Here is a 16,772-nt window from a genome sequence, read left to right as displayed (position 1 = left end):
GTTTTTATGACATTTCATATTTTAACCGATTCAACCGCTGACCTTTCACCAGAATGGTTAGAAACTAATCAAGTCGATGTCCTTGGATTAACCATCCAATTAGATGGGGTCCATTATGAAACAGTTGGTCACGACCGCTTAACCAGTCCCGTTCTGTTAGAAAAAATGGCAGCAGGCAGTCAGCCAACCACCAGTCAGATCAATGTTGGCCAATTTGAAGCCTATTTCAAAGAGAAAGCTCAAGCAGGTGAAGCGGTTCTCTATGTAGCTTTCTCATCCGTTCTTTCAGGGACCTACCAGTCGGCTATTATGGCTCGTGACCTCGTTTTAGAGGAATTTCCAGAAGCAGCCATAACGATTATCGATACCTTGGCAGCCTCTGCTGGAGAGGGTTATTTGGTCATGCAGGCTGCTAGATTGCGCGATGCAGGGCACTCGCTTGAAGAAACACAGGCCGAGATTCAAGACTTAGCAGCACGTCTAAAAACCTACTTTCTGGTTGACGACCTCAACCATCTCATGCGTGGTGGCCGAATTTCAAAGGCTTCAGCAATGATTGGTGGCTTAGTCAACATCAAACCGATTATCTCTATTGAGACTGATGGGAAGTTGGGGACGGCAGCGAAGGTCCGTGGCAAGAAAAAAGCTATGACAGAGTTCATTGGCTTGGCTCTTGAAGATTTGTCTGAATCGACTGTCGTTGTTGCTTATGCGGATGAATTAGGTGCAGCTGAAACTATCAAAAATCGTCTTTTAGAAGATTCACGTATTAAAGAAGTCCTCCTTTTTCCGCTGGGACCGATTATTGCTGCTCATGTTGGACCAGGGACTCTGGCTCTCTTTACTATTGGCAAACAGGCGAGATAAGTCTGACGACCTTCACAAATGTGGAGGTTTTTTAGTTTTCTACTATATAATTAGTCATAATTAGTCTGATTTTGAGATGTTTATCAAACAGGTGACAAGCGAGACAGGAAAAAATTAGAAAAAAACACCAAATAGCTTGCATTCTCTTCAGAGATTTGGTATCATACTATGGTGCTGTAAAAATTACAGCTTTAGCTTTGACGCGAGAGGTTGCGACACGCCTGGTTGCATTGCCACGCAATCCGTGTTGGTTTTCTCGAAGAGCTAGCCTATTATCTTAAATAGACGAAAAAAGGAGAACAAGATGGCAAACAAAAAAATCCGCATTCGCTTGAAAGCATACGAACACCGTACGCTTGATACAGCTGCTGCAAAAATCGTAGAAACTGCTTCTCGTACTGGAGCTCAAATTGCTGGTCCTGTACCGCTTCCAACTGAGCGTAGTCTCTATACTATTATTCGTGCGACTCACAAATACAAAGACTCTCGCGAACAATTTGAAATGCGTACACACAAACGCTTGATCGATATCATTGAGCCAACTCAAAAAACAGTTGATGCCTTGATGAAACTTGATTTGCCAAGTGGTGTTAACGTCGAAATCAAACTTTAATTGTTTGAAAAAATAAGCTAGGGATGTGTTCAAATACAATTGAACACAGGCTAAACTCTGTGTGAAAAAGATAAATCTTCCTAGAAACAAACGTTTCTTCGTCAGATTTCCTGTTTTTCCTTTGAGTTTAACGCCTTTAGTATCTTACTTTGAGCATAAAAAACGCTCGTTAAAAACTTTTTAAGTAAAAAAAGAAAAGGAAATATTTTCTCATGACAAAAGGAATCTTAGGGAAAAAAGTGGGAATGACTCAAGTCTTCACTGAATCAGGCGAATTCATCCCTGTAACTGTCATCGAAGCAACTCCTAACGTAGTGCTTCAAGTGAAAACCGTTGAAACAGATGGCTACGCTGCTGTTCAAGTTGGTTTTGATGACAAACGTGACGTATTGAGCAACAAACCTGCCAAAGGCCACGCTGCTAAAGCAAATACGGCTCCTAAGCGCTTCATTCGTGAATTCAAAAACATTGAAGGCTTAGAAGTTGGTGCAGAAATCACTGTAGATACATTCGAAGCTGGTGATGTTGTTGACGTCACAGGTACAACTAAAGGTAAAGGTTTCCAAGGGGTTATCAAACGCCATGGTCAATCCCGTGGTCCGATGGCTCACGGTTCTCGTTACCACCGTCGTCCAGGTTCTATGGGTCCTGTTGCGCCTAACCGCGTCTTTAAAGGTAAAAAACTTGCAGGTCGCATGGGTGGTAACCGTGTAACGATTCAAAACCTTGAAATTGTTCAAGTTGTTCCAGAAAAGAACGTTATTCTTATCAAAGGAAACGTACCAGGTGCTAAGAAATCTCTTATCATCATCAAATCAGCAGTCAAAGCTGCTAAATAATAAGGAAAGGGGAATTCAGTCATCATGGCAAAAGTAAAAATGTTTGACCAAACTGGTAAAGAAGCTGGCGAAGTAACATTGAACGATGCGATTTTTGGTATCGAACCAAACGAGTCAGTTGTTTTCGATGTGATCATTAGCCAACGCGCTAGCCTTCGTCAAGGGACACACGCTGTTAAGAACCGCTCAGCAGTTCGTGGTGGTGGTCGTAAACCGTGGCGCCAAAAAGGAACTGGCCGTGCCCGTCAAGGGTCTATCCGCTCTCCACAATGGCGTGGTGGTGGCGTTGTCTTCGGACCAACTCCACGTTCATACGGCTACAAACTTCCGCAAAAAGTTCGTCGCTTAGCATTGAAATCAGTTTATTCAGAAAAAGTTGCTGAAAACAAATTTGTAGCTGTTGAATCTCTTTCATTTGCAGCTCCAAAAACTGCTGAGTTTGCAAAAGTACTTGCAGCGCTTAGCCTTGATACAAAAGTTTTAGTTATCCTTGAAGAAGGAAATGAATTTGCTGCATTGTCAGCTCGTAACCTGCCAAATGTTAAAGTGGCTACTGCATCAACTGCAAGTGTTCTTGACATTACTGGCGCGGACAAACTTCTTGTAACAAAAGCAGCTATCTCTACTATTGAGGAGGTTCTTGCATAATGAATTTGTACGACGTAATTAAAAAGCCTATCATCACAGAAAAGTCTATGACTGAGCTGGAAGCTGGCAAATATGTGTTCGAAGTTGACACACGTGCACACAAGCTTTTGATCAAGCAAGCTGTTGAAGCTGCGTTTGAAGGTGTGAAAGTCGCTAACGTCAACACTGTTACAGTTAAACCAAAACAAAAACGCGTTGGTCGTTATGTTGGTTACACTAACAAAGTTAAGAAAGCAATCATCACTTTGACAGAAGACTCAAAAGCTATTGAGTTGTTCGCAGCTGAAGCTGAATAATCTGAGGAGGAATTCACGTGGGTATTAAAGTTTATAAACCAACGACAAATGGCCGTCGTAACATGACTTCTTTGGATTTTGCTGAAATCACAACAAATACACCAGAGAAAAGCTTGCTTGTTTCTTTAAAGAAAACAGCAGGTCGTAACAACAACGGTCGTATCACAGTTCGTCACCACGGTGGTGGACACAAACGTCACTATCGTATCATCGACTTCAAACGTAACAAAGATAACGTTGAAGCTATCGTTAAAACAATCGAATACGATCCAAACCGTACTGCAAACATCGCTCTTGTTCATTACACAGACGGTGTAAAAGCTTACATCATTGCACCAAAAGGTCTGGAAGTAGGTCAACGCATCGTTTCTGGTCCAGAAGCAGATATCAAAGTCGGTAACGCTCTTCCACTTGCTAACATTCCTGTTGGTACAGTGGTACACAACATTGAGTTGAAACCAGGCCGCGGTGCGGAATTAGTACGTGCAGCTGGAGCTTCTGCTCAAGTCTTGGGTCAAGAAGGCAAATACGTCCTTGTACGTTTGCAATCTGGCGAAGTGCGTATGATTTTGGGAACTTGCCGTGCAACTATCGGTACAGTAGGTAACGAACAACACGGACTTGTTAACCTTGGTAAAGCAGGTCGTAGCCGTTGGAAGGGTATTCGTCCAACCGTTCGCGGTTCTGTTATGAACCCTAACGATCACCCGCACGGTGGTGGTGAAGGTAAAGCACCAGTTGGTCGTAAAGCACCATCTACACCATGGGGCAAACCAGCACTTGGTCTTAAAACACGTAATAAGAAAGCTAAATCAGACAAACTTATCGTTCGTCGTCGTAACCAAAAATAATCTTTGGTTAGCTAGCTAACATTACAATCTATCCGCCAGCTCGGTGACCCCGCTTAGCAGGGTGGGCCGCTGTGGTACATTAGTTAAAGGAGAAAACTACATAATGGGACGTAGTCTTAAAAAAGGACCTTTCGTCGATGAGCATTTGATGAAAAAAGTTGAAGCTCAAGCAAATGACGAAAAGAAAAAAGTAATCAAAACTTGGTCACGTCGTTCAACGATTTTCCCAAGCTTTATCGGTTATACAATCGCAGTTTACGATGGTCGCAAACATGTTCCTGTCTATATTCAGGAAGACATGGTAGGTCACAAACTTGGTGAATTTGCGCCAACACGTACTTACAAAGGTCATGCTGCAGACGACAAGAAAACAAGACGTAAATAATAGAAGGAGAACACAATGGCAGAAATTACTTCAGCTAAAGCAATGGCTCGTACAGTGCGTGTTTCACCTCGTAAAACACGTCTTGTACTTGACACAATCCGTGGCAAAAACGTTGCAGACGCAATTGCCATCTTGACATTCACTCCAAACAAAGCTGCTGGCATTATCTTGTCAGTCTTGAACTCAGCTATCGCAAATGCTGAAAACAACTTTGGATTGGAAAAAGCTAACTTGGTGGTTAGCGAAGCTTTTGCAAACGAAGGACCAACAATGAAACGTTTCCGTCCACGTGCGAAAGGTTCAGCTTCGCCAATCAATAAACGTACATCTCACATCACTGTGGTTGTATCTGAAGTAAACTAGGAGGTAAAAACGTGGGTCAAAAAGTACATCCAATCGGTATGCGTGTCGGTATTATCCGTGACTGGGATGCCAAATGGTACGCTGAAAAAGAATACGCGGATTACCTCCATGAGGATCTTGCAATCCGTAACTTTATTCAAAAAGAATTAGCTGACGCTTCTGTTTCAACTATTGAAATCGAACGCGCTGTTAACAAAGTTATCGTTTCACTTCACACTGCTAAACCAGGGATGGTTATCGGTAAGTCAGGTGCAAACGTTGATGCACTTCGTGCGCAATTAAACAAATTGACTGGTAAGCAAGTTCACATCAACATCATCGAAATCAAACATCCTGATCTTGATGCACACCTTGTTGGTGAAGGCATTGCTCGTCAATTGGAGCAACGTGTGGCTTTCCGTCGTGCTCAAAAACAAGCTATCCAACGTACAATGCGTGCGGGTGCTAAGGGGATCAAAACTCAAGTATCTGGTCGTTTGAATGGTGCTGATATCGCCCGTTCAGAAGGCTACTCTGAAGGAACTGTTCCACTTCATACGCTTCGTGCAGATATTGATTACGCTTGGGAAGAAGCAGACACAACTTACGGTAAACTTGGTGTTAAAGTCTGGATCTACCGTGGTGAAGTCTTGCCGGCTCGTAAAAACCAAGGAGGTAAATAACAGATGTTAGTACCTAAACGTGTAAAACACCGTCGTGAATTCCGTGGAAAAATGCGCGGCGAGGCTAAAGGTGGTAAACAAGTTGACTTCGGTGAATACGGTCTCCAAGCTGCAACTAGCTCATGGATTACAAACCGCCAAATCGAAGCTGCTCGTATCGCAATGACGCGTTACATGAAACGTGGTGGTAAAGTCTGGATTAAGATTTTCCCTCACAAATCATATACAGCTAAAGCTATCGGGGTTCGTATGGGTTCTGGTAAAGGTGCTCCTGAAGGTTGGGTAGCTCCAGTAAAACGTGGCAAAGTCATGTTCGAAGTTGCTGGCGTATCTGAAGAAGTAGCACGCGAAGCTTTGCGTCTTGCAAGCCACAAGTTGCCAGTTAAATGTAAATTCGTTAAACGCGAAGCAGAATAAGGAGAAGACATGAAACTTCAAGAAATTAAAGATTTTGTAAAAGAACTTCGTGGCCTTTCTCAAGAAGAACTTGCTAAAAAAGAAACAGAACTCAAAAAAGAATTGTTTGAGTTGCGTTTTCAAGCTGCTGCAGGTCAACTTGAGCAAACTGCTCGCCTCAACGAAGTTAAAAAGCAAATTGCTCGTGTTAAAACCGTGCAATCTGAAATTAAGTAATAGACTAGGGAAGGAGAATTTTCAATGGAACGCAATAAACGTAAAGTCCTTGTAGGACGTGTTGTGTCTGATAAAATGGACAAAACAATCACTGTTGTAGTTGAAACGAAACGTAACCACCCAGTCTATGGTAAACGTATTAACTACTCTAAAAAATACAAAGCACATGATGAAAACAACGTTGCCAAAGAAGGCGATATCGTTCGTATCATGGAAACTCGTCCACTCTCAGCTACAAAACGCTTCCGTTTGGTAGAAGTCGTGGAAGAAGCAGTTATCATCTAATTAACCAGAAAGGAGAAAACTTAAATGATTCAAACAGAAACCCGTTTGAAAGTCGCTGACAACAGCGGTGCTCGCGAAATCTTGACCATCAAAGTTTTGGGTGGTTCAGGACGTAAATTCGCCAACATCGGTGATGTCATCGTCGCATCCGTAAAACAAGCAACTCCTGGTGGTGCGGTTAAAAAAGGTGACGTTGTAAAGGCTGTTATCGTTCGTACCAAGACAGGTGCTCGTCGTCCAGATGGTTCATACATCAAATTTGACGACAATGCTGCTGTTATTATCCGTGATGACAAAACGCCTCGCGGAACTCGTATTTTTGGCCCAGTTGCACGTGAGCTCCGTGAAGGTGGCTACATGAGAATTGTGTCTTTGGCACCAGAAGTACTTTAATCTTAAACAAACTCAGTCCCCTAGGCTAGCCTAGGGTGCCCATTAAGGGCGTAAGAAATACATAGGAGAAAACCATGTTTGTAAAAAAAGGCGACAAAGTTCGCGTGATTGCAGGTAAGGACAAGGGAACTGAAGCTACAGTTCTTGTGGCATTACCAAAAGTAAACAAAGTTATCGTTGAAGGCGTAGCTATCGTTAAAAAACACCAAAAACCAAACAACGAGTTCCCTCAAGGAGCTATCGTTGAAAAAGAAGCACCGATCCATGTATCTAACGTACAGGTTTTGGACAAAAATGGTGTTGCTGGACGTGTAGGCTACAAATTTGTAGACGGTAAAAAAGTGCGCTACAACAAAAAATCAGGCGAATTGCTTGACTAATCACGAAGGAAAGGAGAAGTATAATGGCTAATCGTTTAAAAGAAAAGTATCTTAAAGAAGTTGTTCCTTCATTAGTTGAACAATTTAATTATAGCTCAGTTATGGCAGTGCCTAAAGTTGATAAAATTGTTATCAACATGGGTGTTGGCGATGCTGTATCAAACGCGAAAAACCTTGAAAAGGCTGCTGAAGAATTAGCGTTGATCTCAGGTCAAAAACCATTGATTACAAAAGCTAAGAAATCAATCGCCGGCTTCCGTCTTCGTGAGGGTGTTGCTATCGGAGCAAAAGTTACCCTTCGTGGCGAACGCATGTACGAGTTCTTGGATAAATTGGTATCAGTTTCTCTTCCACGTGTCCGTGACTTTCATGGTGTTCCAACAAAATCATTTGATGGACGCGGAAACTACACACTTGGTGTTAAAGAACAATTGATCTTCCCAGAAATCAACTTCGATGATGTTGATAAAACACGTGGTATGGATATTGTTATCGTTACAACGGCTAACACTGATGAAGAATCACGTGCATTGCTTACAGGTTTAGGGATGCCTTTTGCAAAATAATAGGGAGGTAAAAAATGGCTAAGAAATCAATGATCGCTAAGAACAAACGCCCTGCGAAGTTCTCGACACAAGCTTACACTCGCTGTGAAAAATGTGGACGTCCACATTCAGTATACCGCAAGTTTAAACTTTGCCGTGTTTGCTTCCGTGAATTGGCATACAAAGGTCAAATCCCAGGCGTTACCAAAGCTTCTTGGTAAAAACATGATACGAGTGCGTAAAAAGCTTACAGTGAAAATAGGAGATTTGACACAGACGACTTGCGTCTAGGAGAATCTATACCTAAAGGTAGCCACACCCGTAATATAGCTAAAGTTATAACGGTTGTGTCTCATTTTCACTAGGATTTTAGTCCGTGCTCATCATTAACGAAAGATACATCAGTATCATTACTGCTCGTAAGAGCTCATTAACTAGCAAGTGAAATTTTCAAACTACTAGTAAGAGGAGAAATAAAAAATGGTTATGACTGACCCAATTGCAGATTTTTTAACACGTATTCGTAATGCTAACCAAGCAAAACACGAAGTGCTTGAAGTACCTGCGTCAAACATCAAAAAAGGAATCGCTGAAATCCTTAAACGCGAAGGTTTTGTGAAAAACGTTGAAATCATCGAAGATGACAAACAGGGCATCATCCGTGTCTTCTTGAAGTACGGAACTAACGGTGAAAAAGTTATCACAAACTTGAAACGTATCTCAAAACCAGGTCTTCGTGTTTACTCAAAACGCGACGATATTCCTAAAGTTCTTAACGGACTTGGTATTGCCATCATCTCGACATCAGAAGGTCTTTTGACAGACAAAGAAGCTCGTCAAAAGAACGTTGGTGGTGAGGTGTTAGCATACGTTTGGTAAAACCATGATACAAAGAGCGTAGCGGACAAAGTGAAAATAGGAATTCTAACTAAGAATGCTTGCATTCTAGGAAGAATTATCTTTTTCACATAGGCCGTAGCTCGTGTTCAAATTAGATAATTTGAATTGTATCGCCCCGTGAAAACTGGTCGAATGGCCTGACAATTTAACAGGAGAATTATAAAATATGTCACGTATTGGTAATAAAGTAATTACTTTGCCTGCTGGCGTTGAGCTTACTCAAGCTGACGGCGTAGTTACTGTAAAAGGACCTAAAGGAGAGTTGTCACGTGCACTCTCTACAGATATTGAAATTCGTGTTGACGGAACTGAAGTTACGCTTCACCGTCCAAACGATTCAAAAGAAATGAAAACTATCCACGGTACAACTCGTGCCCTTCTCAATAACATGGTTGTTGGTGTTTCTGAAGGCTACAAAAAAGAGCTTGAAATGAGAGGTGTCGGTTACCGTGCGCAATTGCAAGGGAATAAATTAGTGCTTGCAGTTGGTAAATCTCATCCGGACGAAGTAGAAGCACCAGAAGGTATCACTTTTGAGTTGCCAAACCCAACAACAATTCACGTTAGTGGGATTAACAAAGAAGTTGTTGGTCAAACTGCTGCTTTCATCCGTAGTTTACGTTCACCAGAGCCATATAAAGGTAAAGGTATTCGTTACGTTGGTGAGTACGTTCGTCTTAAAGAAGGTAAAACTGGTAAGTAACATTAAGTTCTTGTTAGAGAATTTTCTTCTAACAGCTTAAAACTTCTAAAGACTACAAATATTAAGAGGAGAAATATAGTGATTTCTAAACCAGATAAAAATAAAATCCGCCAAAAACGCCACCGTCGCGTTCGCGGTAAAATCTCTGGAACAGCTGAACGCCCACGTTTGAACATTTTCCGTTCTAATACAGGCATCTACGCTCAAGTGATTGATGACGTAGCGGGTGTCACACTCGCTAGCGCTTCAACTCTTGATAAAGCCGTTTCAAAAGGAACTAAAACAGAACAAGCCGAAGTCGTCGGCAAACTCGTTGCAGAACGTGCAGTTGCTAAAGGTATTACTGAAGTTGTCTTTGACCGCGGTGGATATCTCTATCACGGACGTGTGAAAGCTTTGGCTGATGCAGCCCGTGAAAACGGATTGAAATTCTAATAGGGAGGACACTAAAAAATGGCATTTAAAGACAACAATGCAGTTGAACTTGAAGAACGCTTGGTTGGTATCAACCGTGTTACAAAAGTTGTTAAAGGTGGACGTCGTCTTCGCTTTGCAGCCCTTGTCGTAGTTGGTGACCGTAATGGTCGCGTTGGATTCGGTACTGGTAAAGCGCAAGAAGTTCCAGAAGCAATCCGTAAAGCAGTAGAAGCTGCTAAAAAGAATATGATTGAAGTACCTATGGTTGGTACAACAATTCCACACGAAGTTTACTCTGAATTCGGAGGCGCTCGTGTCTTGTTGAAACCAGCTGCAGAAGGTTCTGGGGTAGCTGCTGGTGGTGCGGTTCGTGCCGTAGTCGAGTTAGCAGGTGTTGCAGATATCACATCTAAATCACTTGGCTCAAACACACCAATCAACATTGTTCGTGCAACCGTCGAAGGTTTGAAACAGCTCAAACGTGCAGAAGACGTTGCTGCACTTCGTGGCATCTCAGTTTCTGATTTAGCTTAAGAAAGGAGATTAACATGGCTCAAATTAAAATTACTTTGACTAAGTCTCCAATCGGACGCAAACCGAACCAACGTAAAACTGTTGTTGCACTTGGACTTGGTAAATTGAACTCTTCAGTTATCAAAGAAGACAACCCAGCGATCTTGGGTATGGTTAACACCATTTCTCACTTGGTAACAGTAGAAGAAGTTAAATAATTAAACTGATGATTTAAGTCGCTTGGGCAACCACGCGACTTAAATACCATTATCGTATAGGCGAGTTTTAGCATTAGCTTAACCTTAACTAATGCTAAGGCGCTAGCATTTTACAAAAAATAGGAGAAAATAATGAAACTTCATGAATTAAAACCAACAGAAGGTTCACGTAAAGTTCGTAACCGTGTTGGTCGCGGAACATCATCTGGTAACGGTAAGACTTCTGGACGTGGTCAAAAAGGTCAAAAAGCTCGTAGCGGTGGCGGTGTACGTCTTGGCTTTGAAGGTGGACAAACACCACTCTTCCGTCGTTTGCCAAAACGTGGTTTCACTAACATCAATGCAAAAGAGTACGCTATTGTTAACCTTGATCAACTGAATGCTTTTGAAGACGGCGCTGAAGTAACGCCAGTTATTCTTAAAGAAGCTGGTATTGTTCGTGCTGAAAAATCAGGCATTAAAATTCTTGGCAATGGCGAATTAACTAAAAAATTGACTGTTAAAGCAGCTAAGTTTTCAAAAACTGCTGAAGAAGCAATCACAGCTAAGGGTGGCTCAATCGAGATCATCTAAAGGGGTGGCCCGATATGTTTTTTAAACTTTTAATAGAAGCACTAAAAGTCAAGCAAGTGCGATCCAAAATTTTATTTACTATTTTTATTATTTTGGTTTTTCGAGTAGGGACACATATTACAGTGCCAGGAGTAAATGCTGCTGCACTTGGTGCCCTCAGTGAACTCTCTTTCTTGAATATGTTGAGTTTGGTATCAGGGAACGCCATGCAAAACTTCTCAGTTTTTGCCTTAGGTGTCAGTCCTTATATTACAGCTTCGATCGTTGTCCAGCTCTTGCAAATGGATCTCTATCCAAAATTTGTGGAATGGGGCAAGCAGGGTGAAGTTGGGCGACGCAAACTGAACCAAGCGACTCGTTGGATTTCACTCTTCCTAGCTTTTGTACAATCTATTGTTGTAACAGGTGGTCTTGAGTCTTTGGCCAGTGCTCAATTGGTTCCAAACCCAACATGGCAGACCTATCTTATTATTGGTACAATTATGACTGCTGGTAGCATGATTGTGGTTTGGCTGGGGGAACAAATTTCTGATAAGGGTTATGGAAATGGTGTTTCCATGATTATCTTTGCAGGGATTGTCTCTTCCCTACCAAACATGATGTACTCCATTTATGAGGATAAATTTGTCAACATTTCTAGCGATCGATTGACATCATCCATTATCTTTGTGGTTATGTTTGTTCTAGCCGTATTTGCTATCGTCATGTTTACAACATTTGTGCAACAAGCAGAGTATAAAATTCCAATTCAATACACCAAGTTAGCTCAAGGGGCTCCGTCAAGTTCTTATTTACCATTAAAGGTAAATCCTGCGGGAGTTATTCCAGTTATCTTTGCAAGCTCAATTACTGCAGTACCTAGCGCATTGATCCAATTCTTTAGTGCTAGAAATGAGAATATAACCTGGTTATCTAAGTTGGGAGATTTGTTTGTCACAACAAAGCCAGCAGGAATGTTGGTATATCTTTTCTTAATTATAGTTTTTACTTTCTTTTATACATTTGTTCAGGTCAATCCTGAACGGACTGCTGAAAATCTACAGAAAAGTGCTGCTTACATCCATGGCGTTCGTCCCGGACGTGAGACAGAAGCTTATCTTTCTAAATTGTTGAAACATTTATCCTTAGTGGGTGCTTTATTCCTAGGCTTTGTTGCTATCATCCCAATTTTAGCACAAAATGCCTTTGGTCTTTCTAATGCCGTTGCTCTTGGTGGTACAAGTCTCTTAATCATCATCTCGACAGCAGTCGAAGGCATCAAACAATTAGAAGGGTACTTGTTGAAACGTAAGTACACTGGCTTTATGAATGACTAAATGAAATAGAATAAGAGTATGGGGAGAAAAACCTCATCCTCTTCTATTTTGTTTTTTAATAAGTTTGTCACAAATGGCAGATTTATTGAAAAACAAAATAAGGAGTCATTATGAATCTTTTAATTATGGGTTTACCAGGTGCAGGTAAAGGAACTCAAGCAGCTAAAATTGTTGAACAGTTCAATATTGCACACATCTCAACAGGGGATATGTTCCGCGCAGCTATTGCTAATAAAACCGAACTAGGCCTTTTGGCTAAATCCTTTATGGATGCTGGGAATCTAGTGCCTGACGATGTCACAAATGGCATTGTTAAAGAGCGCTTGACTCAAGAGGACATCCAGACCAAAGGTTTCCTTTTGGATGGTTATCCAAGAACGATAGACCAAGCCCATGCTTTGGATCAAAATCTAGCTGATTTAGGGATTACACTAGACGGTGTTATTAATATCGACATTGACCCTGCTAAATTACAAGAACGGTTGAGCGGTCGAATTATTCATAAAGTCACAGGTGAAACCTTCCATAAAGTCTTCAACCCACCGGCAGAAACATACAATGAAGACGATTTTTACCAACGCGAAGATGACAAACCAGAATCTGTTGCGCGTCGTCTCGAAGTTAATATTGCTCAAGGGCAGCCAATTATCGACCATTATCGTGCTAAAGGTCTTGTTCATGACATCGATGGGGACCAAGATATCGACCTTGTTTTTGCAGAGATTGAAAAAGTGTTGACTAATCTTAAATAAGATAGTTACTAGGCTTGCTTTTTGCTATAAAAAATGGTATGATAAGCTAGTCTGACTTATAATTGTTACCTCTGTGCCCAGAGGACATCAAATCGAAATTTAAAGGGGGGAACTTTTGCGTGGCAAAAGAAGATGTGATTGAAATTGAAGGCAAGGTAGTTGATACCATGCCCAATGCAATGTTTACTGTCGAGCTTGAAAATGGTCATCAGATTTTAGCAACAGTTTCAGGTAAAATTCGTAAGAATTATATTCGCATTTTAGTCGGAGATCGTGTTACTGTTGAATTGAGTCCATATGATTTGACAAGAGGCCGTATCACATACCGCTTTAAATAGTCGAAAAAATTGGAGGGATAAGAATGAAAGTAAGACCGTCGGTTAAACCGATTTGCGAATACTGCAAAGTGATTCGCCGTAATGGTCGTGTTATGGTAATTTGCCCAGCAAATCCAAAACACAAACAACGTCAAGGCTAATATATAGAAAGGAGAAAAGATGGCTCGTATTGCTGGAGTTGATATTCCAAATGACAAACGTGTAGTGATTTCGTTAACATACGTCTATGGCATCGGTCTGCCAACATCTAAGAAAATCCTAGCTGCTGCTGGTGTTTCTGAAGATATCCGTGTGAAAGACTTAACACCAGAACAAGAAGACGCAATCCGTCGCGAAGTCGACAACATCAAAGTTGAAGGTGACCTCCGTCGTGAAGTAAACCTCAACATTAAACGTTTGATGGAAATTGGTTCATACCGTGGTATCCGCCACCGTCGTGGCTTGCCAGTTCGTGGACAAAACACTAAAAACAACGCTCGCACTCGTAAAGGTAAAGCTGTTGCGATTGCAGGTAAGAAAAAATAAAATAGGAGGTAAAAAAATTGGCTAAACCAACACGTAAACGTCGTGTGAAAAAGAATATCGAGTCAGGTATTGCACATATCCATGCGACATTTAACAACACAATTGTCATGATTACTGATGTGCATGGTAATGCAATTGCTTGGTCATCAGCTGGTGCGCTTGGTTTTAAGGGTTCTCGTAAATCTACACCGTTCGCTGCCCAAATGGCTTCTGAAGCAGCTGCTAAATCAGCACAAGAACACGGTTTGAAAACAGTTGAAGTTACAGTTAAGGGCCCTGGTTCAGGTCGCGAGTCTGCTATTCGTGCACTTGCTGCTGCTGGTCTTGAAGTAACCGCAATTCGTGATGTGACTCCTGTACCACACAATGGTGCTCGTCCTCCAAAACGTCGCCGTGTATAATTGATCATACAACTTACACAACTGACGTTGAAGAGGGAGTACTGTAAATGATTGAGTTTGAAAAACCAATAATAACAAAAATTGATGAAAATAAAGATTACGGCAAATTTGTAGTCGAACCGCTTGAACGTGGCTATGGTACAACATTAGGAAATTCTCTTCGTAGGGTTCTGTTGGCCTCACTCCCTGGCGCTGCGATTACCTCAATTAAAATTGAGGGTGTTCTTCATGAATTCGATACTGTACCAGGTGTCCGTGAAGACGTCATGCAAATTATCCTGAACATTAAAGGGATTGCTGTAAAATCATATGTAAATGACGAGAAAACTATCGAATTAGATGTTGAAGGTCCAGCAGTTGTCACTGCAGGAGACATCTTATCTGATAGCGATGTTGAAATCGTTAATCCTGATCATTATCTTTTTACCATTGGTGAAGGTAAGGGGTTTAAAGCTATTATGACTGTAAATAAAGGTCGTGGCTATGTTCCTGCTGAAGGTAACAAAAAAGATGATGCTCCAGTAGGTACTCTGGCAGTAGACGCACTCTACACACCAGTATCAAAAGTTAATTACCAAGTTGAACCTGCTCGTGTAGGGAGCAATGATGGTTTTGACAAATTAACGCTTGAAATCATGACAAACGGCACGATTATTCCAGAAGATGCCCTTGGCTTGTCAGCACGTATTTTAACAGAGCATTTGGATCTCTTCACCGATTTGACTGAGGTTGCGAAAACAGCTGATGTAATGAAAGAAGCTGAAACAAGTTCTGAAGAAAAAATGCTTGATCGCACCATTGAGGAACTGGACTTATCTGTTCGCTCTTATAACTGTTTAAAACGTGCAGGTATCAATACTGTGTTTGATTTGACAGAGAAGACAGAGCCCGAAATGATGAAAGTAAGAAATCTTGGCCGTAAGAGTCTTGAGGAAGTGAAGTACAAACTTGCTGATTTAGGCCTTGGTTTAAAAAACGATAAATAGAGGAGGAAAACATGGCATACCGTAAACTTGGACGCACCAGCTCTCAACGTAAAGCGATGCTTCGCGACTTGACAACTGACTTGCTCATTAACGAATCAATCGTGACAACTGAAGCTCGTGCAAAAGAAATCCGTAAAACTGTTGAAAAAATGATTACCCTTGGTAAGCGTGGTGATTTACATGCACGTCGTCAAGCAGCTGCATTTGTTCGCAACGAAATTGCTTCAGAAAACTATGATGAAGAAACCGATAAGTACACTTCTACAACTGCTCTTCAAAAATTGTTCACTGAAATTGCGCCTCGTTATGCAGAACGTAATGGTGGATACACTCGTATCTTGAAAACTGAACCACGTCGTGGTGATGCTGCACCGATGGCCATCATCGAATTAGTCTAAAATCATCAATTTTGTTGAGTGTTATGATGATGGATTCCCACGATGAATCTTAGTCTAGCTCTGGTCTACCGCTGACTTTACCAGTCAGCGGTAACACTCATCAACATTATGATAAAACGTTAACGCTTGTTTACGAAATAACTATCTTTTGATAATTATTTCGTAAGCAGGCGTTTTATCATAAATATACCAGCTTTTAACCAGAGATTTCAATAGTTCTATGCAAATTTTTATAAAAGGCGAAATACATAAGCCTCTCTTAAATCTATTTACATCAAGAGACTTTGGCACTATAATAGCAAGGGAACTGAGCGGGGTTGAAGGAGATAAGAAAAGACAAAACTCAAGTCCCAAATAAAGCTAAAATTCAAATTTCAGTTATCCAGATTTCAAACCTTGTCTAGGAGATTAGTAGTTCGCTAATTTCTAAGGATAGTGAATAGTTGTTCAAGCAGTTTTCATAAAAGCAATCTGTTTCTGGGTCGTTTTCCTACTTTCTTTCGGCAGCCAATGTTGGATCAGTCGATTATGATTTTCATTATTTTTCTAATGTGTTTATGGTGAACAACATGATAACTCTCTGGGGTGTTTTTTTATATTTTTTTCAACTAGAAAGTGGCTAAGACATTTTATACTCAAATAAAATCAAAACCAGATAATGCATGCTAATTCTAATTTTCCAAGTGTTTGAGTTGTAACCAATTCTCCAAACCATTAACAAAGAAATGATAACGATTTAGCTTGTCATCACAACCGACAACCAAGCAAACCTATCTTTCAGGTTTCAGATTTTGACGTTAAATAAGTATTAGAACTTTCAAACAAATGTGGGGTTGAAAAAATTAGCTAAATTCCCAAAGTAAGTTCCACCGTCCAGTCGCGTGGAAGTTAGTCTGCGAAAACATGATAAAATCAGTGGAAATCCGTGTCAGGGTAAGTTCCACTGGTTTTTATTTTCGTTGGATTGATAGG

At 41.1% G+C, this 16,772-nt stretch carries 30 protein-coding genes; all 30 read left to right on the top strand.

The features are described 5' to 3' along the window. The first annotated feature begins 6 nt into the window (after positions 1 to 6). The 30 genes from ACVRYP_RS08355 (at position 7) to rplQ (ending at position 15,800) form a co-directional block, all read left to right on the top strand. On the top strand, positions 7 to 867 hold the full coding sequence (locus ACVRYP_RS08355; protein WP_447468265.1) for a DegV family protein: 861 nt from the start codon (positions 7 to 9) through the stop codon (positions 865 to 867). 304 nt (positions 868 to 1,171) lie between these two features. Next, positions 1,172 to 1,480, top strand: coding sequence for a 30S ribosomal protein S10 (gene rpsJ / locus ACVRYP_RS08350; protein WP_307121630.1), 309 nt, complete (start codon positions 1,172 to 1,174; stop codon positions 1,478 to 1,480). A gap of 212 nt (positions 1,481 to 1,692) precedes the next feature. Next, positions 1,693 to 2,319: a 50S ribosomal protein L3 gene (gene rplC / locus ACVRYP_RS08345; RefSeq protein WP_447468264.1), complete on the top strand. Its 627-nt coding sequence runs from the start codon at positions 1,693 to 1,695 to the stop codon at positions 2,317 to 2,319. 24 nt (positions 2,320 to 2,343) lie between these two features. After that, the gene (gene rplD, locus ACVRYP_RS08340; protein WP_447468263.1) at positions 2,344 to 2,967 is read left to right on the top strand and encodes a 50S ribosomal protein L4; all 624 of its coding nucleotides are present in this window, start codon (positions 2,344 to 2,346) and stop codon (positions 2,965 to 2,967) included. Beyond that, complete coding sequence (locus ACVRYP_RS08335) at positions 2,967 to 3,263, top strand: 50S ribosomal protein L23 (protein ID WP_447468262.1); 297 nt, start codon at positions 2,967 to 2,969, stop codon at positions 3,261 to 3,263. Before rplD ends, ACVRYP_RS08335 begins: the two co-directional genes overlap by 1 nt. 17 nt (positions 3,264 to 3,280) lie before the next feature. Further along, positions 3,281 to 4,114, top strand: coding sequence for a 50S ribosomal protein L2 (rplB, locus tag ACVRYP_RS08330; RefSeq protein WP_307121634.1), 834 nt, complete (start codon positions 3,281 to 3,283; stop codon positions 4,112 to 4,114). A 103-nt stretch (positions 4,115 to 4,217) separates the two neighbouring features. Continuing rightward, on the top strand, positions 4,218 to 4,499 hold the full coding sequence (rpsS, locus tag ACVRYP_RS08325; RefSeq protein ID WP_000533766.1) for a 30S ribosomal protein S19: 282 nt from the start codon (positions 4,218 to 4,220) through the stop codon (positions 4,497 to 4,499). 15 nt (positions 4,500 to 4,514) lie between these two features. Further along, a complete protein-coding gene (gene rplV, locus ACVRYP_RS08320; RefSeq protein ID WP_307121635.1) occupies positions 4,515 to 4,862 on the top strand; it encodes a 50S ribosomal protein L22 in 348 nt (115 codons plus the stop codon). Between the two features lie 11 nt (positions 4,863 to 4,873). Beyond that, positions 4,874 to 5,524, top strand: coding sequence for a 30S ribosomal protein S3 (gene rpsC / locus ACVRYP_RS08315; RefSeq protein ID WP_307121636.1), 651 nt, complete (start codon positions 4,874 to 4,876; stop codon positions 5,522 to 5,524). 3 nt (positions 5,525 to 5,527) lie between these two features. Then, entirely contained in the window at positions 5,528 to 5,941 is a 414-nt protein-coding gene (gene rplP / locus ACVRYP_RS08310; protein WP_307121637.1) for a 50S ribosomal protein L16, read from the top strand. A 9-nt stretch (positions 5,942 to 5,950) separates the two neighbouring features. Further along, the gene (rpmC, locus tag ACVRYP_RS08305) at positions 5,951 to 6,157 is read left to right on the top strand and encodes a 50S ribosomal protein L29 (RefSeq protein WP_447468261.1); all 207 of its coding nucleotides are present in this window, start codon (positions 5,951 to 5,953) and stop codon (positions 6,155 to 6,157) included. Positions 6,158 to 6,181: 24 nt separating this feature from the next. Beyond that, complete coding sequence (gene rpsQ, locus ACVRYP_RS08300) at positions 6,182 to 6,442, top strand: 30S ribosomal protein S17 (RefSeq protein WP_018374475.1); 261 nt, start codon at positions 6,182 to 6,184, stop codon at positions 6,440 to 6,442. Positions 6,443 to 6,466: 24 nt separating this feature from the next. Beyond that, positions 6,467 to 6,835, top strand: a complete 369-nt coding sequence (gene rplN / locus ACVRYP_RS08295) for a 50S ribosomal protein L14 (protein ID WP_307121639.1) — start codon at positions 6,467 to 6,469, stop codon at positions 6,833 to 6,835. A gap of 74 nt (positions 6,836 to 6,909) precedes the next feature. After that, positions 6,910 to 7,215, top strand: coding sequence for a 50S ribosomal protein L24 (gene rplX / locus ACVRYP_RS08290; RefSeq protein WP_307121640.1), 306 nt, complete (start codon positions 6,910 to 6,912; stop codon positions 7,213 to 7,215). 23 nt (positions 7,216 to 7,238) lie between these two features. Beyond that, entirely contained in the window at positions 7,239 to 7,781 is a 543-nt protein-coding gene (gene rplE, locus ACVRYP_RS08285; protein WP_447468260.1) for a 50S ribosomal protein L5, read from the top strand. Between the two features lie 14 nt (positions 7,782 to 7,795). Continuing rightward, positions 7,796 to 7,981, top strand: coding sequence for a type Z 30S ribosomal protein S14 (locus ACVRYP_RS08280; protein WP_001085697.1), 186 nt, complete (start codon positions 7,796 to 7,798; stop codon positions 7,979 to 7,981). A 259-nt stretch (positions 7,982 to 8,240) separates the two neighbouring features. Next, positions 8,241 to 8,639, top strand: coding sequence for a 30S ribosomal protein S8 (gene rpsH / locus ACVRYP_RS08275; protein ID WP_447468259.1), 399 nt, complete (start codon positions 8,241 to 8,243; stop codon positions 8,637 to 8,639). 187 nt (positions 8,640 to 8,826) lie between these two features. Next, on the top strand, positions 8,827 to 9,363 hold the full coding sequence (gene rplF / locus ACVRYP_RS08270; protein ID WP_447468258.1) for a 50S ribosomal protein L6: 537 nt from the start codon (positions 8,827 to 8,829) through the stop codon (positions 9,361 to 9,363). A 78-nt stretch (positions 9,364 to 9,441) separates the two neighbouring features. Further along, positions 9,442 to 9,798 (top strand): 50S ribosomal protein L18, encoded by a 357-nt coding sequence (gene rplR, locus ACVRYP_RS08265; RefSeq protein ID WP_307121644.1) that lies wholly within the window; start codon positions 9,442 to 9,444, stop codon positions 9,796 to 9,798. Between the two features lie 18 nt (positions 9,799 to 9,816). Then, the gene (gene rpsE / locus ACVRYP_RS08260; RefSeq protein ID WP_307121645.1) at positions 9,817 to 10,314 is read left to right on the top strand and encodes a 30S ribosomal protein S5; all 498 of its coding nucleotides are present in this window, start codon (positions 9,817 to 9,819) and stop codon (positions 10,312 to 10,314) included. 14 nt (positions 10,315 to 10,328) lie between these two features. Beyond that, entirely contained in the window at positions 10,329 to 10,511 is a 183-nt protein-coding gene (gene rpmD / locus ACVRYP_RS08255) for a 50S ribosomal protein L30 (RefSeq protein WP_168548267.1), read from the top strand. 132 nt (positions 10,512 to 10,643) lie between these two features. After that, the gene (rplO, locus tag ACVRYP_RS08250) at positions 10,644 to 11,084 is read left to right on the top strand and encodes a 50S ribosomal protein L15 (protein ID WP_447468257.1); all 441 of its coding nucleotides are present in this window, start codon (positions 10,644 to 10,646) and stop codon (positions 11,082 to 11,084) included. A 14-nt stretch (positions 11,085 to 11,098) separates the two neighbouring features. Beyond that, positions 11,099 to 12,400: a preprotein translocase subunit SecY gene (gene secY, locus ACVRYP_RS08245; protein WP_447468256.1), complete on the top strand. Its 1,302-nt coding sequence runs from the start codon at positions 11,099 to 11,101 to the stop codon at positions 12,398 to 12,400. A 110-nt stretch (positions 12,401 to 12,510) separates the two neighbouring features. Further along, the gene (locus tag ACVRYP_RS08240) at positions 12,511 to 13,152 is read left to right on the top strand and encodes an adenylate kinase (RefSeq protein ID WP_447468255.1); all 642 of its coding nucleotides are present in this window, start codon (positions 12,511 to 12,513) and stop codon (positions 13,150 to 13,152) included. Between the two features lie 119 nt (positions 13,153 to 13,271). Continuing rightward, the gene (gene infA / locus ACVRYP_RS08235) at positions 13,272 to 13,490 is read left to right on the top strand and encodes a translation initiation factor IF-1 (protein ID WP_018374463.1); all 219 of its coding nucleotides are present in this window, start codon (positions 13,272 to 13,274) and stop codon (positions 13,488 to 13,490) included. Positions 13,491 to 13,513: 23 nt separating this feature from the next. Beyond that, positions 13,514 to 13,630: a 50S ribosomal protein L36 gene (gene rpmJ, locus ACVRYP_RS08230; protein WP_001808836.1), complete on the top strand. Its 117-nt coding sequence runs from the start codon at positions 13,514 to 13,516 to the stop codon at positions 13,628 to 13,630. A 19-nt stretch (positions 13,631 to 13,649) separates the two neighbouring features. Continuing rightward, positions 13,650 to 14,015: a 30S ribosomal protein S13 gene (gene rpsM / locus ACVRYP_RS08225; RefSeq protein ID WP_447468254.1), complete on the top strand. Its 366-nt coding sequence runs from the start codon at positions 13,650 to 13,652 to the stop codon at positions 14,013 to 14,015. A 17-nt stretch (positions 14,016 to 14,032) separates the two neighbouring features. Continuing rightward, on the top strand, positions 14,033 to 14,416 hold the full coding sequence (gene rpsK, locus ACVRYP_RS08220) for a 30S ribosomal protein S11 (protein ID WP_004195509.1): 384 nt from the start codon (positions 14,033 to 14,035) through the stop codon (positions 14,414 to 14,416). A 47-nt stretch (positions 14,417 to 14,463) separates the two neighbouring features. Then, positions 14,464 to 15,402, top strand: a complete 939-nt coding sequence (locus tag ACVRYP_RS08215) for a DNA-directed RNA polymerase subunit alpha (RefSeq protein WP_447468253.1) — start codon at positions 14,464 to 14,466, stop codon at positions 15,400 to 15,402. Positions 15,403 to 15,413: 11 nt separating this feature from the next. Next, a complete protein-coding gene (gene rplQ / locus ACVRYP_RS08210) occupies positions 15,414 to 15,800 on the top strand; it encodes a 50S ribosomal protein L17 (RefSeq protein ID WP_447468252.1) in 387 nt (128 codons plus the stop codon). Positions 15,801 to 16,772 lie beyond the last annotated feature (972 nt).

Source organism: Streptococcus rifensis, from assembly GCF_053203525.1.
This window is presented reverse-complemented; position numbering and strand designations above follow the sequence as displayed.

Excerpts from the sequence above, each read along its gene's own strand:
- rpsE (WP_307121645.1), top strand. The coding sequence starts at position 9,817 with ATGGCATTTAAAGACAACAATGCAGTTGAACTTGAAGAACGCTTGGTT.
- rpmD (WP_168548267.1), top strand. The coding sequence starts at position 10,329 with ATGGCTCAAATTAAAATTACTTTGACTAAGTCTCCAATCGGACGCAAA.
- rplV (WP_307121635.1), top strand. The coding sequence starts at position 4,515 with ATGGCAGAAATTACTTCAGCTAAAGCAATGGCTCGTACAGTGCGTGTT.
- rplP (WP_307121637.1), top strand. The coding sequence starts at position 5,528 with ATGTTAGTACCTAAACGTGTAAAACACCGTCGTGAATTCCGTGGAAAA.
- ACVRYP_RS08215 (WP_447468253.1), top strand. The coding sequence starts at position 14,464 with ATGATTGAGTTTGAAAAACCAATAATAACAAAAATTGATGAAAATAAA.
- ACVRYP_RS08280 (WP_001085697.1), top strand. The coding sequence starts at position 7,796 with ATGGCTAAGAAATCAATGATCGCTAAGAACAAACGCCCTGCGAAGTTC.
- rpsQ (WP_018374475.1), top strand. The coding sequence starts at position 6,182 with ATGGAACGCAATAAACGTAAAGTCCTTGTAGGACGTGTTGTGTCTGAT.
- rplC (WP_447468264.1), top strand. The coding sequence starts at position 1,693 with ATGACAAAAGGAATCTTAGGGAAAAAAGTGGGAATGACTCAAGTCTTC.
- ACVRYP_RS08355 (WP_447468265.1), top strand. The coding sequence starts at position 7 with ATGACATTTCATATTTTAACCGATTCAACCGCTGACCTTTCACCAGAA.
- rpsH (WP_447468259.1), top strand. The coding sequence starts at position 8,241 with ATGGTTATGACTGACCCAATTGCAGATTTTTTAACACGTATTCGTAAT.
- rplN (WP_307121639.1), top strand. The coding sequence starts at position 6,467 with ATGATTCAAACAGAAACCCGTTTGAAAGTCGCTGACAACAGCGGTGCT.
- rplF (WP_447468258.1), top strand. The coding sequence starts at position 8,827 with ATGTCACGTATTGGTAATAAAGTAATTACTTTGCCTGCTGGCGTTGAG.
- rplO (WP_447468257.1), top strand. The coding sequence starts at position 10,644 with ATGAAACTTCATGAATTAAAACCAACAGAAGGTTCACGTAAAGTTCGT.
- rplE (WP_447468260.1), top strand. The coding sequence starts at position 7,239 with ATGGCTAATCGTTTAAAAGAAAAGTATCTTAAAGAAGTTGTTCCTTCA.
- rplX (WP_307121640.1), top strand. The coding sequence starts at position 6,910 with ATGTTTGTAAAAAAAGGCGACAAAGTTCGCGTGATTGCAGGTAAGGAC.
- ACVRYP_RS08335 (WP_447468262.1), top strand. The coding sequence starts at position 2,967 with ATGAATTTGTACGACGTAATTAAAAAGCCTATCATCACAGAAAAGTCT.
- rpmC (WP_447468261.1), top strand. The coding sequence starts at position 5,951 with ATGAAACTTCAAGAAATTAAAGATTTTGTAAAAGAACTTCGTGGCCTT.
- ACVRYP_RS08240 (WP_447468255.1), top strand. The coding sequence starts at position 12,511 with ATGAATCTTTTAATTATGGGTTTACCAGGTGCAGGTAAAGGAACTCAA.
- rpsM (WP_447468254.1), top strand. The coding sequence starts at position 13,650 with ATGGCTCGTATTGCTGGAGTTGATATTCCAAATGACAAACGTGTAGTG.
- rpsS (WP_000533766.1), top strand. The coding sequence starts at position 4,218 with ATGGGACGTAGTCTTAAAAAAGGACCTTTCGTCGATGAGCATTTGATG.
- rplQ (WP_447468252.1), top strand. The coding sequence starts at position 15,414 with ATGGCATACCGTAAACTTGGACGCACCAGCTCTCAACGTAAAGCGATG.
- rpmJ (WP_001808836.1), top strand. The coding sequence starts at position 13,514 with ATGAAAGTAAGACCGTCGGTTAAACCGATTTGCGAATACTGCAAAGTG.
- secY (WP_447468256.1), top strand. The coding sequence starts at position 11,099 with ATGTTTTTTAAACTTTTAATAGAAGCACTAAAAGTCAAGCAAGTGCGA.
- rplD (WP_447468263.1), top strand. The coding sequence starts at position 2,344 with ATGGCAAAAGTAAAAATGTTTGACCAAACTGGTAAAGAAGCTGGCGAA.
- rpsJ (WP_307121630.1), top strand. The coding sequence starts at position 1,172 with ATGGCAAACAAAAAAATCCGCATTCGCTTGAAAGCATACGAACACCGT.